General features: G+C 73.6%; 16 protein-coding genes. 12 read left to right on the top strand and 4 right to left on the bottom strand.

Annotated features, from left to right (window positions below; all coding sequences use genetic code 11):
- Positions 1–2: 2 nt before the first annotated feature.
- Positions 3–773 (top strand): crotonase/enoyl-CoA hydratase family protein, encoded by a 771-nt coding sequence (locus MY520_RS05360; protein ID WP_436690832.1) that lies wholly within the window; start codon positions 3–5, stop codon positions 771–773.
- Positions 774–864: 91 nt separating this feature from the next.
- Here MY520_RS05360 and MY520_RS05355 read toward each other — a convergent pair whose 3' ends face one another.
- Positions 865–1,623: a FadR/GntR family transcriptional regulator gene (locus MY520_RS05355; protein ID WP_436690830.1), complete on the bottom strand. Its 759-nt coding sequence runs from the start codon at positions 1,621–1,623 to the stop codon at positions 865–867.
- An 89-nt stretch (positions 1,624–1,712) separates the two neighbouring features.
- Here MY520_RS05355 and MY520_RS05350 point away from each other — a divergent pair, with 89 nt between their 5' ends.
- The 3 genes from MY520_RS05350 to MY520_RS05340 all read left to right on the top strand — a co-directional run bounded on the left by MY520_RS05350 (position 1,713) and on the right by MY520_RS05340 (position 4,399).
- Positions 1,713–3,077, top strand: a complete 1,365-nt coding sequence (locus tag MY520_RS05350) for an amidase family protein (protein ID WP_436690828.1) — start codon at positions 1,713–1,715, stop codon at positions 3,075–3,077.
- 330 nt (positions 3,078–3,407) lie between these two features.
- On the top strand, positions 3,408–3,962 hold the full coding sequence (locus MY520_RS05345) for a hypothetical protein (protein WP_436690827.1): 555 nt from the start codon (positions 3,408–3,410) through the stop codon (positions 3,960–3,962).
- Between the two features lie 179 nt (positions 3,963–4,141).
- On the top strand, positions 4,142–4,399 hold the full coding sequence (locus MY520_RS05340; RefSeq protein WP_436690825.1) for a hypothetical protein: 258 nt from the start codon (positions 4,142–4,144) through the stop codon (positions 4,397–4,399).
- A 4-nt stretch (positions 4,400–4,403) separates the two neighbouring features.
- Here the strand turns inward: MY520_RS05340 and MY520_RS05335 are convergent, their stop codons facing one another.
- From MY520_RS05335 to MY520_RS05325, 3 genes are all read right to left on the bottom strand, one after another.
- Positions 4,404–4,610 (bottom strand): hypothetical protein, encoded by a 207-nt coding sequence (locus MY520_RS05335; protein WP_436690823.1) that lies wholly within the window; start codon positions 4,608–4,610, stop codon positions 4,404–4,406.
- A gap of 118 nt (positions 4,611–4,728) precedes the next feature.
- Positions 4,729–6,078, bottom strand: coding sequence for an NAD(P)/FAD-dependent oxidoreductase (locus MY520_RS05330; RefSeq protein WP_436690821.1), 1,350 nt, complete (start codon positions 6,076–6,078; stop codon positions 4,729–4,731).
- Between the two features lie 98 nt (positions 6,079–6,176).
- Complete coding sequence (locus tag MY520_RS05325) at positions 6,177–6,914, bottom strand: GntR family transcriptional regulator (RefSeq protein WP_436690819.1); 738 nt, start codon at positions 6,912–6,914, stop codon at positions 6,177–6,179.
- Between the two features lie 211 nt (positions 6,915–7,125).
- Here MY520_RS05325 and iolC point away from each other — a divergent pair, with 211 nt between their 5' ends.
- The 8 genes from iolC (at position 7,126) to MY520_RS05285 (ending at position 16,458) form a co-directional block, all read left to right on the top strand.
- Positions 7,126–8,088, top strand: coding sequence for a 5-dehydro-2-deoxygluconokinase (gene iolC / locus MY520_RS05320; protein WP_436690817.1), 963 nt, complete (start codon positions 7,126–7,128; stop codon positions 8,086–8,088).
- Positions 8,081–9,004, top strand: coding sequence for a class I fructose-bisphosphate aldolase (locus MY520_RS05315; RefSeq protein WP_436690815.1), 924 nt, complete (start codon positions 8,081–8,083; stop codon positions 9,002–9,004). The genes iolC and MY520_RS05315 overlap by 8 nt, the downstream gene beginning before the upstream one ends.
- Before the next feature lie 69 nt (positions 9,005–9,073).
- Complete coding sequence (gene iolB, locus MY520_RS05310; protein WP_436690813.1) at positions 9,074–9,985, top strand: 5-deoxy-glucuronate isomerase; 912 nt, start codon at positions 9,074–9,076, stop codon at positions 9,983–9,985.
- Complete coding sequence (gene iolD, locus MY520_RS05305) at positions 9,982–11,931, top strand: 3D-(3,5/4)-trihydroxycyclohexane-1,2-dione acylhydrolase (decyclizing) (protein WP_436690811.1); 1,950 nt, start codon at positions 9,982–9,984, stop codon at positions 11,929–11,931. The genes iolB and iolD overlap by 4 nt, the downstream gene beginning before the upstream one ends.
- 32 nt (positions 11,932–11,963) lie before the next feature.
- Positions 11,964–12,926, top strand: coding sequence for a sugar phosphate isomerase/epimerase family protein (locus MY520_RS05300; RefSeq protein WP_436690809.1), 963 nt, complete (start codon positions 11,964–11,966; stop codon positions 12,924–12,926).
- Complete coding sequence (locus MY520_RS05295; RefSeq protein WP_436690807.1) at positions 12,923–14,011, top strand: Gfo/Idh/MocA family protein; 1,089 nt, start codon at positions 12,923–12,925, stop codon at positions 14,009–14,011. Before MY520_RS05300 ends, MY520_RS05295 begins: the two co-directional genes overlap by 4 nt.
- Positions 14,008–14,946, top strand: coding sequence for a sugar phosphate isomerase/epimerase family protein (locus tag MY520_RS05290; protein ID WP_436690805.1), 939 nt, complete (start codon positions 14,008–14,010; stop codon positions 14,944–14,946). Before MY520_RS05295 ends, MY520_RS05290 begins: the two co-directional genes overlap by 4 nt.
- Positions 14,947–14,964: 18 nt before the next feature.
- Positions 14,965–16,458 carry a CoA-acylating methylmalonate-semialdehyde dehydrogenase gene (locus MY520_RS05285; RefSeq protein WP_436690803.1) on the top strand — a complete coding sequence of 498 codons (1,494 nt, stop codon included), beginning with the start codon at positions 14,965–14,967 and terminating at the stop codon, positions 16,456–16,458.
- Positions 16,459–16,480: the final 22 nt, after the last annotated feature.

Genomic DNA, 16,480 nt, shown 5'->3' with positions numbered 1-16,480 from the left:
ACGTGAGCGAGCAGCCGGAGGTCCTCGTCGAGCGGGACGGCGCCGTCCTCGTCGTCACCGTCAACCGGCCGCAGGCGAAGAACGCGATCAACAAGGCCGCCGCCGAGGGCATCGGCGCGGCGATGGACCAGCTCGACTCCGACGACAGCCTGTTCGTCGGGGTGGTGACCGGTGCCGGAGGCACGTTCAGCGCGGGGATGGACCTCAAGGCCTTCCTCGCCGGGGAGAAGCCGCACGTGCCCGGCCGCGGCTTCGCCGGGCTGGTCGAGCGGCCGCCGGCGAAGCCGCTGATCGCCGCCGTCGAGGGGTTCGCGCTGGCCGGCGGGTTCGAGATCGCGCTCGCCTGCGACCTGATCGTGGCCGGCGAGGGGGCGTTCTTCGGGCTGCCCGAGGTCCGGCGCGGCCTGCTCGCCGGTGGCGGGGGGCTGCTCCGGCTGCCGCGCAAGGCGGGGCTGCCGAAGGCGACCGAGTGGGCGCTGACCGGCGACCGGATCCCCGCGCAGGACGCCCACGCCGCCGGGGTGGTCAACCGGCTGGTGCCCACCGGCGAGGCGCTGCCGGCCGCGCTGGCGCTGGCGCGGCAGATCGCGGGCAACGGTCCGCTGGCCGTCCAGGGCACCAAGCGGATCCTCACCGAGGGCAGCGAGTGGCCCGCGGCCGAGGCCTTCGCCCGGCAGTGGGAGATCTACGCGCCGGTGCGCGCCTCCGAGGACGCCGAGGAGGGCGCCCGCGCGTTCACCGAGAAGCGGGAGCCGGTCTGGCGCGGTCGGTGAGTGGACTTTCCGCGCGGAAAGTCCGGACCGAGCCCGGACTTTCGGCGCGGAAAGTCGGGACCGAGCCCGGACTTTCGGCGTCGAAAGTCCGTCAGCGCCAGTTGATGACCTGGCGCATCAGGTCCGGGTGCCGCTCGTTCACCCAGTCCGCGTACTGCTGCATGTGCTCCCGCATCAGCCGCTCGGCCTGCTCGGCGTCACCCTCGGCGACGGCCGCGGCGATCGCGGTGTGCACCTCGAGCACGTGCTTGCGCTCCTCCTTGGGCGAGAGGGCGCCGCTGACCTGGTCGCGGAAGATGTCCTCGAGCGAGACGCAGAGCAGGTTGAGCACCGGGTTGCCCGACATGGAGGCGACGCCGCGGTGGAAGTCCTTGGTGGCGTCGAAGTAGGTGGCGTCGTCCTCGACGCGGGTGGTCTCCGGGTCGGCGAGCTGCCCGTCGAGTTCCTGCCCCCGGCGCTCCGCGGCCATCCGGGCCATCAGCGGCTCGAGCACCAGGCGGGCATCGATGAGCTGCTGGAACGTCATCCCGCCGAGGTGGAAGAACAGGGTCGACATACGGCCGTAGTCACGCGTGCCGACCTCGATGACCATCGGACCGCCGTTGCGCCCGGGCTTCATCGTGATCAGACCGTGCACCTCGAGGATGCGCAGCGCCTCCCGCAGGGACCCCCGGCCCACGCCGTAGTCCTCGAGCATCTGCGCCTCGGACGACAACAGGGTGCCCGGCGCCAGCTTGCGGGAGACGATCTCGTGCACGATCTCCTGGGCCAGGGCCTCGGCGACCTTGGCGCCGCGCTTGATGGGCCGCGGAACCGACCCGTCTGCGCGGGAACGCATGCTCGCCGTCATGGCCCCAGGGTAGTGGCCGGTTCCGCTCCCGGCCGGAAAATCGCTGATATTGATGAGACTGGTACTCCGGCCCGACGAGAGGCGAGGACATGACGTTCCTGCAGGCCACGGGGATCACCCCGGTCCGGAAGCGCATCGACGGCTCGTCGCCCGGAGAGGTCGGAGCGGCCGCGCTCGAGCGGGCCCGGGCGATCGCCGAGCTCGGCGCGTTCACCAGCCTCGCCGACAGCCCGGCCGGCGGGGCGGGGCCGCTGGCCGGCGTCCCGCTCGCGGTGAAGGACAACCTCGACACCGCCGACCTCCCCACCAGCGGCGGGACCCCCGCGCTCCGGAACTCCCGGCCCGGCCGCGACCAGCACGCGGTCGGGCGGTTGCGCGCCGCCGGGGTCGCCGTCGTCGGCAAGACCAACCTGCACGAGCTGGCGCTGGGCATCACCAGCAACAACGCCGCCTTCGGGCCGGTCCGCAACCCGCACGACCCCGCCCGGTCGGCGGGCGGCTCCTCCGGCGGCTCGGCGGTCGCCGTCGCCACGGGGGTGGTCCCGATCGCCCTGGGCACCGACACCGGGGGCTCGGTGCGGGTGCCGGCCGCGCACTGCGGAGTGGTCGGCTGGCGCCCGACCGTCGGTCGCTGGGGCACCGGGCGCACGGTGCCGATCTCGAGCACCCGCGACACCGCCGGCGTGCTGGCCACCGGCGTCGCCGACGTCGCCGTCGTCGACGAACTGGTCACCGGGCAGGCGGCCGCCGGCAGCCATGACCGGGCCCTGCGGCTCGGCGTCCCCCGGATCGGGTTCTACGACGACCTGCACCCCGAGGTCGCCGCTGTCGCCCAGCGCTCGCTCGACCGGCTCGCCGACGCCGGCGTCGACCTGGTCGACGTCCGCGTGGCCGACGCCCACGAGCTGGACGCCGAGTGCGGCTTCCCGATCGTCTTCTTCGAGATCGCCCGCGAGCTGCCCGCCTACCTCGCCACCCTGCCCGGACCGGAGAACCGGCTGACCCTCGCCGACGTCCTGGCGCAGGTCGCCTCCCCCGACGTCCGTGCCGCGCTCGAGGTCGCCGCGGCGGGCGGGATCACCGAGGAGGTCTACCGGCAGCAGCTCGCCGTCCGCGACCGGCTGCGCGCCGCCTACGCCGACGCGCTGCGCGCCCCGGACGGCGGACGGCTGGACGCGCTGGTCTACCCGACGGTGCCGCTACCGGCGCCGCCGGTCGGGGACGACGAGACCACCGAGCTCAACGGCCGGCAGGTCCCCGTCTTCCTGACGACCATCCGCAACACCGGCCCGGGGTCGACCGCGGGCATGCCGTCGATCTCGCTGCCGGCCGGGGCCACCGCCGGCGGCCTGCCGATCGGCGTCTCCCTCGAGGCGCTGCCGGGGGACGACGCGGCGCTGCTGGCGACGGCCGGGCGCGTCGAGGCGGTCCTGGCCGGGGCACCCGGCCGTTGAGGCAGCCGCCCGGGACCGGCTCCTCCGACCCCGGGCAGGCGGCGGAACCACGGAGTTCCAGGAGGCCTTGATTCCGCCGGGCATCCCGAGGACCGTTGCTCCGGGCCGTCTCGCCGAGCCCATGGCGCGTCGACCTGGGCCCTCGTTCCCGGAACGGCCACCAGCGGGCCCCCGCCGCCCCCGCTGCTCGAACGTCGGCGGCCTCCGCGGTGTCCGGCCGGGCGATCGTCGGACCGGCGGTGCTGCACGGCCCGTCATCGGGTGCGGCACCGGTGCCGCGAGCGCGATCGCCTCCGAGGGGACATCCGCACTCACCCGAGGAGAAGCCTGATGCGACGTATCGCCGTGCTGTCCGCCGTCGTCCTGGCGGGCGGTCTGATCGGCACGAGCGCAGCCCTCGCCACCGCGGACGACCGGTCCGCGGATCCCGACGGTCGCTGGATCGCCGTGGAGGACGAGGTCGCGATCGTCCTGCCGAACGGGGACACCTTCACCGACGACGGGTCCATGGAGGAACCGGAGGGACTGCCTCCGGTCGGTGCCCGCGTGTTCATCAGCGAGGTGCTCTACGACACCGAGGACGGGACCACGCGCGGCGCCGAGGTCGGCCGCAGCCACATCGAGTGCACCGCCCAGGCACTCGTCGCGAACCTCCGGTGCGAGGCCGCGTTCGTCTTCACCGAGGGATCGCAGCTGCACGCGGCCGTGCTGGCCGACTTCGGCGCCGAGGAGAGCGCCGAGGCGTTCACGCTGGACGTCGCGGTGACCGGTGGGACGGGCACCTACGCCGGGGCGACCGGTGTGGTGACCCTGACCGACATCAGCACCTCCGCCGAGGAGACGGTGACGCGGTACGAGGCCGACCTCGACCTCCCGCGGCGGTAGCCCCTCGGCTCGTCGCCCGGCCCGGTCCCCGTCGAGGACCGGGCCGGGAGCGTCTGGCGGTCGGCCGCCGCATGGACCAGGGTCATGGACCTCGACCGGTTCGACCTCACCCGATCGGGAGGGTGCGGGTCGGTCCATCGTCGGCCGACCCGGGCCGGACCCGACCGGAGGTGGCAGTGGTGCGCCGTCCCGCGAACGACCTGCAGCGCGAGTTGCTGCGCATGCTCCTGCCGCGGAGCGCGCGCCGGGAGGAGCTCGTCAGCGAACGGGTGGCCCCGGCACTGGCCGAGGTGGGCGAGCGCCTGGCCGGCCGGCCGGCGGCAGAGGTCTTCGCCGCGCTGGAGGCCGTGGTGCGCAGCGCGGGCGCGGAACCCGACCAGGCGGCCCTGCGGGAGTTCGCCGCTCAGATCGAGGCGGGCGAGAACCCCTTCGCCTGACGCGTCAGCTGGCGCGGAACAGCTCCACGCGGGCCTGGCGGCTGAGGATCTCGGCGGTCTCGCTGTCGGCCGAGCCGCGGCCGGCGAGGAGGGCGGCGAGCTCGTCCCGGTCGGCGACGGTCGTGTAGTCGGCGAGCTCCTGCTCGAGGACGCGGCGGGCGCGGCGCTCGGAGCGGGTACGGCTGAAGGAGTCGAGGAGGCTGCGGGTCATGACTCCATGTTCGGACAATATGCTTGGCAGATCTCGTCGGCAGCATGTGAGTGTCCCCACGACGGGGTAGCAGATGTGGCCAGCGCCACGGTCCGGCAACGGCCCCGCCCACCTCAGATCATGCCGAGGCCTCTCGCCGGCGCGGCATGATGTGCGCGGGCCGGCCCGAGGTCGTGGGATCGGCCGACCGGGCGGCCGAGTCGAAGGTGATCACCCGGTGGCCACGGTTCTCCGAGAGCCAGAGGGCGCGGATCCAGCTGAACAGGGTGGCCAGCCGGTTGCCCCAGCCGACCAGGTAGAGGACGTGCACGAAAGCCCACATCACGTACGCCGGGAAGCCGGTCACCGTCAGGCCGCGGACGTCGGCCACCGCCGACCGGTGCCCGATGGTGGCCATCGACCCCTTGTCCCGGTACCGGAACGGCCCCGGGACCGGCCGGCCGTCCAGCCGGGCGGCGATCACCCGGCCGACGTAGCGGCCCTCCTGCAGGGCCGGCTGGGCGACCGCGGGCACGCCCTCCAGGGCGACCATGTCCCCGATCGCGAAGACCTCCGGGTGCCCCGGCAGCGAGCAGTCCGGCAGGACCGGCAGCCGGCCGGCGCGGTCGGTGTCGACGCCGGCGCGCTCGGCGAGCAGTCGCGCCAGCGGTGAGGCCTGCACCCCGGCGGCCCAGATCCGCGTGCGGGCGCGGATCACCTCCCGGCCGGTGGGGCCCTCGACGGTGATCGAGTCGTGGTCCATGTCGACGGCCAGGGTCCGCACCCGCACCTCGACGCCCATCTGCTCCAGCCGCCGCTGGGTGTACGCCTGCAGCCGCGGCGCGAACGGCGGCAGCACCGCTCCCGCGCCCTCGAGCAGGAGGATCCGCGTCTCGTGCGTGTCCACCGACCGGAAGTCGCGGGGCAGCACGGTGTGCGCCAGCTCGGCCACCTGCCCGACCAGCTCCACGCCGGTCGGGCCGGCGCCGACGACGACGAAGGTCAGCCACTCCGCCCGCTCGGCGGGGTCGGTGGTGAGCTCGGCCATCTCGAACTTCGACAGGATGGCGTCGCGCAGGTACCGGGCGTCCTCGACGGTCTTCATCCCGGGCGCGAACTCCGCGAAGGCGTCCTTGCCGAAGTAGGAGTGGGACGCTCCGGCGGCCACGACGAGCGTGTCGTAGGGCAGCTGCACGTCCTCCCCGTCCGGCGCGACGGCGTGCACGAGGCGCTGGTCCAGGTCGACGTCCCCCACCTCGGCGAGGACCACGCGGGCGTTGCGCTGACGCCGGACCACCCGGCGCAGCGCCGGCGCGATCTGCCCGGGCGGCAGGATGCCGGCCGCGACCTGGTACAGCAGCGGCTGGAACAGGTGGTGGTTGGTGCGGTCCACGATGGTGACGTCGACGTCGGCGCGGGCCAGTGCACGGGTGACGTTCAGACCGCCGAACCCACCACCGACGACGACGACGCGGTGCCGTGCGGGCATGGCTCTCCTCCGGAGGACGTGGGGGGCGCGGGACGTGACCTCCGCCACACCACTATGTCAGGACAATTCGCCCCGTGTCGAGAGACCACACGGGCGGGTCACCGGCCGACGAGCGTCGTCTCGAAGTCGTACCGGGAGGCGCGGTAGACGTGCCGGCCGTGCTCGATCGCCACGCCCTGGTCGTCGAACGCCGTGCGCTGCATGGTGAGCAGCGCCGACCGCGGCGGCTCGTCCAGCAGCCGGGCCTCCTCCGCGCGCGCCAGCCGCGCGCCGATGCGCTGGTGGGCGACCCGCAGGTGCACTCCCTGGGCGCGCAGGTACTGGTAGAGCCCGCGGGAGGTGAGGTCCTCGATCGTCGGGTCGAACCGGCCGGGCAGGTGGTTGGTCAGCAGCGCCAGCGGCTCGCCACGGGAGCGGCGCAGCCGGCGCACCACGACGACGTCGTCACCCTCGGCGATGTCGAGCTCCTCGGCGATGTCCGCCGTCGCGGGCACCCGGTCCAGCGACAGGACCTCGGTGGTCGGTGCCTCGCCGGCGCGGGACAGGTCGTCGTACAGGCTCGTCAGCTCCACCGACCGGCGCACGTGCGGCTGGATCACCTGCGTGCCGACCCCGCGCTTGCGGACCAGCAGCCCCTTGTCGACCAGCTCCTGCACCGCGCGCCGAACCGTCGGGCGGGACAGCCCGTAGCGCTGGGCCAGGAGGATCTCGTTCTCGAGCCGGGAGCCGGCCGGCAGCTCCCCACCGGCGATGGCGCCCTCGATCGCCTGCGCCAGCTGGAAGTACAGCGGCGTCGGGCTGGAGCGGTCGATGTCGAAGGTGAGCACGGGTGCCACGGGTCCCTCCTCGGATGGGGCGCCCGGGATCGAACCGGCAGCCCGTGCACCCATGGTCGCACCTCGACCTCGGTCCGTCCTCACCTCAACGGGGCATCGCGACGTGACCACGTCCTGTTGGCGTTATGTCCTGACAAAGTATTGACAGCCGAGTGTGTCCCGGAGCACAGTCCCAAGGACACCGGCCGACGACGCAGGGGGATGGAGAGCTGTGGGAGACGCCCTCGACATGGTGGTGATGGGCCGCAGCGGGGTGGACGTCTACCCCCTGCAGGTCGGCGTCGGGCTGGAGGACGTCGAGACGTTCGGCAAGTTCCTCGGGGGCAGCGCCGCCAACGTCGCGGTCGCGGCGGCCCGCCTCGGTAACGCCACCGCCCTGGTCACCGGCGTCGGCGACGACCCCTTCGGGCGGTTCGTGCGGCGCGCGCTGCGCGACCTCGGGGTGGACGACCGGTTCGTCGTCGTCGACCGGGAGCACCCGACGCCGGTCACCTTCTGCGAGATCTTCCCGCCCGACGACTTCCCGCTGTACTTCTACCGCCGGCCGGCGGCCCCCGACCTCCAGCTGCGGCCGGAGCACGTCGACCCGGCCGCCGTCCGGGACGCCGGCCTGTTCTGGGCGACGGTGACCGGGCTGTCCGAGGAGCCGAGCCGGTCGGCGCACCACGCCGCCTGGCAGGCCCGCGGACGCCGCCGGCACACCGTGCTGGACCTGGACTACCGGCCGGTGTTCTGGGCGTCCCGGGAGGAGGCGTCGGAGCAGGTCCGGGCCGCGCTCCCGCACGTCACGGTCGCCGTCGGCAACCGCGAGGAGTGCGAGGTCGCGACCGGGGAGACCGATCCCGACCGGGCCGCGGACGCGCTGCTGGACGCCGGGGTGGAGCTGGCGATCGTCAAGCAGGGGCCGAAGGGGGTTCTCGGCAAGACGCGCAGCGAGCGGGTCGTCGTCCCGCCCACGCCGGTGGAGGTCGTCAACGGCCTCGGCGCCGGGGACGCCTTCGGCGGTTCCCTCGCCTCCGGGCTGCTCGGCGGGCTGCCGCTGGAGCGGATCCTGCGCAACGCCAACGCCGCCGGCGCGATCGTCGCGTCGCGGCTGGAGTGCTCCACCGCGATGCCGACCGCCGCCGAGGTCGAGGCACACGTCGCCGCCACCCTGGAGGACACCCGTGTCTGACACCGTCCTGTCCCCCGCCGACGTGCTCGCACCGTCGCCGGCGTGCCGGACCTACGCCGAGGTCACCGAACTGCGCAGCCGCGAGCCGGAGGCCATCGGGCGCGCGCTGGCCGCCCGGCGCCGGCGGAAGGCGTTCCTCCCGGAGGACGGGCGGCTGATGCTCGTCGCCGCCGACCACCCCGCCCGGGGCGCGCTCGCGGCCCAGGGCCGGGCCACGGCGATGTACAACCGCACCGAGATGCTCGACCGGCTCCGCACCGCGCTGGCCCGCCCCGGCGTGGACGGGCTGCTGGCCACGGCCGACGTCGCCGAGGACCTGCTGCTCCTGGGCGCCCTCGAGGACAAGGTCGTCGTCGCCTCGATGAACCGGGGCGGGCTGGCCGGCGCCACCTTCGAGCTCGACGACCGCATGACCGGCTACGACGTGGCCGGCGTCGTCGAGGCGCGCTTCGACGCGGCGAAGATGCTCAACCGCATCGACCTCGACGACCCGGGGACCGTGACCATGCTGGAGACCGCCGGCCGGGTGGTCAGCGAGCTGGCCCGGGCCGGGATCGTGGCGATGCTCGAGCCGTTCATGTCGCGCCGGGTGGAGGGCCGGGTCACCAACGACCTCAGCCCGGAGGCCGTCATCAAGTCGGTGCACATCGCCCAGGGCCTGGGCGCCACCTCCGCCTACACCTGGCTGAAGCTGCCGGTGGTGGCGGAGATGGAGCGGGTCATGGACGCCACCACGCTGCCCACCCTGCTGCTGGGCGGGGACCCCTCGCGCCGGCCGGAGGAGACCTACGCCAGCTGGCGGAGCGCCCTCGCCCTCCCGGCCGTGCGCGGCCTCGTCGTCGGCCGGACCCTGCTCTACCCGCCGGACGACGACGTGACCGCCGCCGTGGACACCGCGGTCGCCCTCGTCCACTAGAAGGACCCTCCTGCCCCCCACCGGGACCCTGCAGGAGGGCCGCTCCGGAACGTCACCACGGAGGAGCCGATGACCGCGACCACGCACTCGCTGCACCTGCCCGCCGGCACCGCCGGCGCCGGTCCGTACGCGCTCGAGGTGACCCCCGAGTCGGCCGGCTGGGGGCACTCGGGCCTCCGGGTGCTGGAGCTGCCCGCCGGCGGCAGCGCGACCCTCGACACCGGCCCCGACGAGGTCGTCGTCGTCCCGCTGGAGGGCGGACTGACCGTCGAGTGCGACGGGGAGGTGCTCCCCCTCACCGGCCGCAGCGGCGTCTTCACCGGGCCGACCGACTTCGCCTACCTGCCCCTCGGGGTCACCGCGACCCTGGCCAGCCGGGACGGCGGGCGGTTCGCGCTCTGCAGCGCCCGCGCCCGCCGCCGGCTCCCGGTCCGGTACGGCCCGGCCGCCGACGTCCCGGTCGAGCTGCGCGGTGCCGGCCGGTGCAGCCGCCAGGTCAACAACTTCGCCACCGCGGGCGTCTTCGAGGCCGACTCGATCATCGCCTGCGAGGTCGTCACCCCCGGCGGCAACTGGTCCTCGTACCCGCCGCACAAGCACGACGAGACGTCGGACGTGGAGAGCGAGCTCGAGGAGATCTACTACTTCGAGGTCGCCGCCGGGCCGCAGGGCCAGCCGGGCCTGGCCTACCACCGCGTGTACGGCACCGCCGAGCGGCCGATCGACGTCCTCGCCGAGGTCCGGGACCGCGACGTCGTCCTGGTCCCCCACGGCTGGCACGGACCGTCGATCGCCGCGCCCGGCCACGACCTCTACTACCTCAACGTCATGGCCGGACCCGGTCCCGAGCGGGCCTGGCGGATCGTCGACGACCCCGCGCACACCTGGATCCGCGACACCTGGGCCGGCGAGGACGTCGACCCGCGCCTGCCCCTGCACTCCCCCGCCGGCACCGAGAAGAACGGAGCCCCCCGACCGTGAGCGAGTACCCGCCGCCGGCACGCGCCGAGACCGTGCGCCTGACCGTCGCCCAGGCCGTCGTCCGCTTCCTGGCGCAGCAGCACACCGAGCGCGACGGACAGCGGCAGCGGCTGTTCGCCGGCTGCTTCGGCATCTTCGGCCACGGCAACGTGGCGGGCCTGGGCCAGGCGTTGCTGCAGGCCGAGCTCGACGAGCCCGGCGCGCTCCCCTACGTGCTGGGCCGCAACGAGCAGGCGGTCGCGCACACCGCCGTGGCCTACGCCCGGGCCAAGGACCGGCTGCAGACCTGGGCGATCTCCACCAGCGTCGGTCCCGGCTCGACGAACCTGCTCACCGGTGCCGCGCTGGCGACCATCAACCGGCTGCCGGTGCTGCTGCTCCCCGCCGACACCTTCGCCACGCGCTCGGCCGGGCCGCTGTTGCAGGAGCTCGAGCGTCCCGACAGCGGCGACGTGACCGTCAACGACGCCTTCCGCCCGGTGTCGCGCTACTTCGACCGCATCTGGCGGGCCGAGCAGTTGCCCGGCGCGCTGCTCGGTGCGATGCGGGTGCTCACCGACCCCGCCGAGACCGGCGCGGTGACCCTCTGCTTCCCGCAGGACGTGCAGGCCGAGGCGTTCGACTGGCCGGTCGAGCTGTTCGCCGAGCGCACCTGGCACGTGGGGCGGCCCCTGCCCGAGCGCGCCGCCCTGCAGCGCGCGGTCGAGGTGATCCGCTCCGCCCGCCGGCCGCTGGTCGTCGCCGGCGGCGGGGTCATCTACTCGCAGGCCACCGAGGCGCTGGACGCGTTCGTCAGCGCCACCGGCATCCCGGTCGGCCAGACCCAGGCCGGCAAGGGGTCACTCCCCTACGACCACCCGCAGTCCGTCGGCGCGATCGGGTCGACCGGGACCACCGCGGCCAACGCCCTGGCCCGCGAGGCCGACATCGTCATCGGGATCGGCACCCGCTACCAGGACTTCACCACCGCCTCGCACACCGCCTTCAACGACCCCGGCGTGCGGTTCGTCAACGTCAACGTCGCGGCGATGGACGCCGCCAAGCACGCCGGCGTCACCCTGCATGCCGACGCCCGGGAGGCGATCACCGCCCTCGCCGACGCGCTGGCCGGCTGGTCGGTCGACGACGCGTACCGGGCCCGCAGCGCGGAGCTGGCCACCGAGTGGGAGGCCACCGTCGAGGCCGCCTACCACCCGGAGACCCCCAGCGCGGGCGAGGGCGGCCGGCTGACCCAGAACGAGGTCATCGGCGTGGTCAACGAGGTCTCCGCACCGCGCGACGTCGTCGTCTGCGCCGCCGGGTCCATGCCCGGAGACCTGCACAAGATGTGGCGGGTCCGCGACCGCAAGGGCTACCACGTGGAGTACGGCTACTCCTGCATGGGCTACGAGATCCCCGGCGGCATCGGCATCCGGATGGCCAGCCCCGACCGCGACGTCTTCGTGATGGTCGGCGACGGCTCCTACCTGATGATGCCGACCGAGCTGGTCACCGCCGTCCAGGAAGGCGTGAAGATCATCGTCGTCCTGGTGCAGAACCACGGCTTCGCCTCGATCGGCGCGCTGTCGGAGTCGCTCGGGTCCCAGCGCTTCGGTACCCGTTACCGGTACCGGTCGGCGTCCGGCCGGCTCGACGGCGACGTGCTCCCGGTCGACCTCGCCGCCAACGCCGCCAGCCTGGGCGTGGACGTCCTGGTCGCCCAGGACGGCCCGAGCCTCGAGGCGGCGCTGCGCAAGGCCAAGGCCGGCGACCGGGCGACCGTCGTGCACGTCGAGACCGACCCGCTCGTGGACGCGCCGTCGAGCGCGTCGTGGTGGGACGTCCCGGTCAGCGAGGTGTCCACGCTGCAGAGCACCCAGGACGCGCGCGCCACCTACGAGCGGTGGAAGACCGTCCAGCGGCCCGCGTACCTCACGCCGTCCGAGACCGACACCCCCCGGCCATGACCCACCCGCCCGTTCCCCGAGGAGACGACGACATGACCGCGCAGCAGCGCCGCGCCCGCATCCGGGTGGGGTCCGCCCCCGACTCCTGGGGCGTCTGGTTCCCGGACGACCCGGAGCAGGTGCCCTGGCAGCAGTTCCTCGACGAGGTGAGCGCCTGCGGCTACGAGTGGATCGAGCTGGGTCCCTACGGATACCTGCCCACCGACCCCGCGCAGCTGGCCGACGAGCTCGGCTCCCGGGGCCTGCGGGTATCCGCCGGCACCGTCTTCGAGCACCTGCACCGGCCGGACTCGTGGGACGCGGTCTGGAGCCAGGTCAAGGACGTCGCCGCGCTCACCAAGGCGATGGGCGGCACGCACGTCGTCGTCATCCCCGACACCTTCCGCGACCAGAAGACCGGCGCGGACGTCGAGTCCCGGCACCTCACCCCCGAGGCGTGGACGGCGAAGACGACCGGCGTGACGCAGCTCGGCAAGGCGGTGCAGGAGGAGTACGGCCTGTCCATCGCCTTCCACCCGCACGCGGAGACCCACGTGGGCTACCAGGCCGACATCGAGCGCTTCCTCGCCGACACCGACCCCGGGTTCGTGCCGCTGTGCCTCGACACCGGTCACGTCAGCTACTACCGCGGCGACAACCTCGACCTCATCCGCCGCTATCCGGAGCGGATCGGCTACCTGCACCTCAAGCAGGTCGACCCGGCCGTCATCGACCGCGTCCTGGCCGACGACATCGTCTGGCCGGAAGCGGTGCGGATGGGCGCGATGACCGAGCCGCCCAACGGCGTCCCGGCCTACCCGCCGCTGTTCGAGGCGATCGAGGAGCTCGGCCTCGACGTGTTCGCGATCGTCGAGCACGACCTCTACCCCTGCGCGCCGGACGTGCCCCTCCCCATCGCCCAGCGCACCCACCGCTACATCGGCAGCTGCGGGTTCCCCGCACTGGAGATCGGCTCCCCCAGGACCCGCTCGACCGTCGAGGAGACCCGGGCATGACCACCACCGAGACCGCCGCCGGCGTGCTGCCGGCCATGGCAGAGGTCCCCGCCGCCGAGCTGCGCGTGGCCGTGCTGGGCGTCGGCCTGATGGGCGCCGACCACGTCGCCCGCCTCTACAGCCGGATCTCCGGCGCGCAGGTGACCGTGGTCAGCGACGCGTTCCAGGAGAAGGCCGACGAGGTCGCCGCGTCCGTGCCCGGCTGCCGCGTGGTCGCCGACCCGCTGGCCGCGATCGCCGACCCCCAGGTCGACGCCGTCCTGATCGCGACGCCGGGGCAGTTCCACGAGGAGCAGGTGCTCGCCTGCATCGAGCACGGCAAGCCGGTGCTGTGCGAGAAGCCGCTGACCATGGACGCCGAGAGCTCGCTGGCCGTCGTCCGGGCCGAGGACGAGTACGCACAGCGGACCGGCCGGCGACTGGTCCAGGTCGGCTTCATGCGCCGCTTCGACCCGGAGTACGCGCAGCTGCGCACGCTGATCGAGTCAGGCGAGATCGGCGAGCCGCTGGTCGTGCACTGCGCGCACCGCAACGCCAGCGTCCACCCGCGCTTCACCACCGAGATGATGATCACCGACTCGGTGGTGCACGAGGTCGACGTCACCCGATTCCTCCTCGACGAGGAGATCGTCGCGGTGACCGTGCTGCAGCCTCGGGCCACCCGGCACGCGCGGGAGGGGTTGTCCGACCCGCTGCTCGTGCTCTTCGAGACCGCCGGCGGCCGGATGGTGGACGTCGAGTGCTTCGTCAGCACCGGCGTGGGCTACGAGGTGCGCACCGAGGTCGTCGCCGAGGACGGCAGCGCGATGATCGGCCTGGACGTCGGCCTGGTCCGGCACACCGGCGGCGCCGGCGGCGCGGCCCGCGGCACGGCCATCGCCCCCGACTTCCGGCAGCGCTTCGGCCGGGCCTACGACATCGAGCTGCAGCGCTGGGTGGACGCCGCCCGCCGCGGCACCATCGACGGCCCCGGCGTGTGGGACGGCTACGCGGCCTCGGCCGTGTGCGCCGCCGGCGTCGCGGCGCTGCGCTCCGGGCAGCGCACCGAGGTGGAGCTGGCGCCGCGGGGGGGCACGCAGCCATGAGAGTCGCCCTGGACCCGCAGATGCTGCGGACGACGCCCCTGCTGGAGCTGCCCGACGTCGTCGCCTCGATGGGCTACGAGTGGATGGAGCTCTCGCCGCGCGAGGACTTCATCCCGTTCTTCAAGCACCCGCGGGTCGACCTGGCCACGGTGCGGGCGTTCCGGTCGAGGCTGGCCTCGGCCGGCGTCGGCGTCACCTCGCTGCTGCCGGTCATGCGCTGGTCGGGCCCGGGAGAGGTCGAGCGGCAGGCCGCCGTCCGCTACTGGCGCCGGGCCATCGAGATCTGCCTCGAGCTCGGCGTGGACACGATGAACTCGGAGTTCAACGGTCGCCCGGAGGCACCGGAGCTCGCCGAGGCCATGTTCTGGCGGTCGATGGAGGAGCTCCTGCCGGTCTTCGAGCGGGAGGGCGTGAAGCTCGCCCTCGAGCCGCACCCGGACGACTTCATCGAGCTCGGGCACCCGGCCGTCGACATGGTCCGCGGCATCGACAGCCCCAACGTCTCCTTCCTGTACTGCCTGCCGCACACGTTCCACCAGGGCGACGACGCGGCCGGGATCATCGCCCACGCCGGCGACGCGCTCACCCACGTCCACGTCGCCGACTCGATGGACCACACCGCCTCCGACGGGCTGCGCTACATCACCAACCCGCCGGGCAACACCGTCCGCGTCCACCAGCACACGGAGCTCGGCCGCGGCGACGTCGACGCCGACGAGGCGTTCGCCGCCCTGGCGGGGATCGGCTTCGACGGCGTCCTCACCACCTGCGTGTTCGGGTGGGACGACGAGGCCCGCGAGTCCGGGATCCGCATGCTCGACGCCATCCGCGGGCTGGTCGCCAAGCACTTCCCCGGCGACACCCAGCGCGACGCCGTCGCCTCCGGGCGGCCGAACTTCCCCCAGACCCCGCTCCCCGACGACACCGCCCCCTAGAAGATCTGAGAGGCAGTCATGCCCACCTCCATCCCCCACTGGATCGACGGTGCCCGCCGCGAGGGCGCCAGCGGCCGCACCGGCCCTGTCACCGACCCCGCCACCGGTGAGCAGACCGGCGCGGTCGCGCTCGCCTCCCCCGAGGAGGTCGACGCCGCCGTCGCCGCGGCCACCGCCGCCTTCCCCGGCTGGCGGGACACCTCGCTGACCAAGCGGACGGCGGTGCTGTTCCGGTTCCGCGAGCTGCTCAACGCCCGCAAGCCCGAGCTGGCCGCGATCATCACCGCCGAGCACGGCAAGGTCCTCGACGACGCCCTCGGCGAGGTCTCGCGCGGCCAGGAGGTCGTCGAGTACGCCTGCGGCGTGCCGTCGCTGGTCCGCGGCGGCTTCACCGAGAACGCCTCGACCAACGTCGACGTGCACTCCGTGCGCCAGCCGCTGGGCCCGGTGGCGGTGATCAGCCCGTTCAACTTCCCGGCGATGGTGCCGATGTGGTTCTTCCCCATCGCGATCGCCACCGGCAACACCGTCGTCCTCAAGCCCAGCGAGAAGGACCCGTCGGCCGCGCTGTGGATGGCCGAGCTGTGGAAGGAGGCCGGGCTGCCCGACGGCGTCTTCAACGTGCTGCAGGGTGACAAGGTCGCCGTCGACGGCCTGCTCGAGCACCCCGACATCAAGGGCGTGTCCTTCGTGGGCTCGACGCCGATCGCCCGCTACGTCTACGAGACCGGGACGCGCAGCGGCAAGCGGGTGCAGGCGCTCGGCGGCGCGAAGAACCACATGATCGTGCTGCCCGACGCCGACCTGGACCTCGCCGCCGACGCCGCGGTCAACTCCGGCTTCGGCTCGGCCGGCGAGCGGTGCATGGCGATCAGCGCGATCGTCGCCGTCGGCGGGGTCGGCGACGACCTGGTGGCCCGCATCGCCGAGCGCACGGTCACCCTGCGCACCGGCGACGGGCGCAAGGGCTGCGACATGGGTCCGCTGGTCACCCGCGAGCACCGCGACAAGGTGCACTCCTACGTCGACGCCGGCGAGGAGGAGGGCGCCAAGCTCGTCGTCGACGGCCGGGAGGTGCAGCCCGACGGCGGTGAGGACGGCTTCTGGCTGGGCCCCACCCTGCTCGACCACGTGCAGCCGCACATGAGCGTCTACACCGACGAGATCTTCGGACCGGTGCTGTCGGTCCTGCGGGTGGACAGCTACGAGCACGCCCTCGAGCTGGTCAACTCCAACCAGTACGGCAACGGCACCGCCATCTTCACCAACGACGGCGGCGCCGCCCGGCGCTTCCAGCACGAGGTGGAGGTCGGGATGATCGGCATCAACGTGCCGATCCCGGTGCCGATGGCCTACTACTCCTTCGGCGGGTGGAAGAACAGCCTCTTCGGCGACTCCCACGCGCACGGCGCCGAGGGCGTGCACTTCTTCACCCGGGGCAAGGTCATCACCAGCCGCTGGCTGGACCCGAGCCACGGCGGCCTGAACCTCGGCTTCCCGCAGAACGCCTGAACAAGGCCGCGAGACCGGCCGG

This window comes from Geodermatophilus sp. CPCC 205506 (assembly GCF_051383635.1).
Lineage (GTDB): Bacteria > Actinomycetota > Actinomycetes > Mycobacteriales > Geodermatophilaceae > Geodermatophilus.
This window is presented reverse-complemented; position numbering and strand designations above follow the sequence as displayed.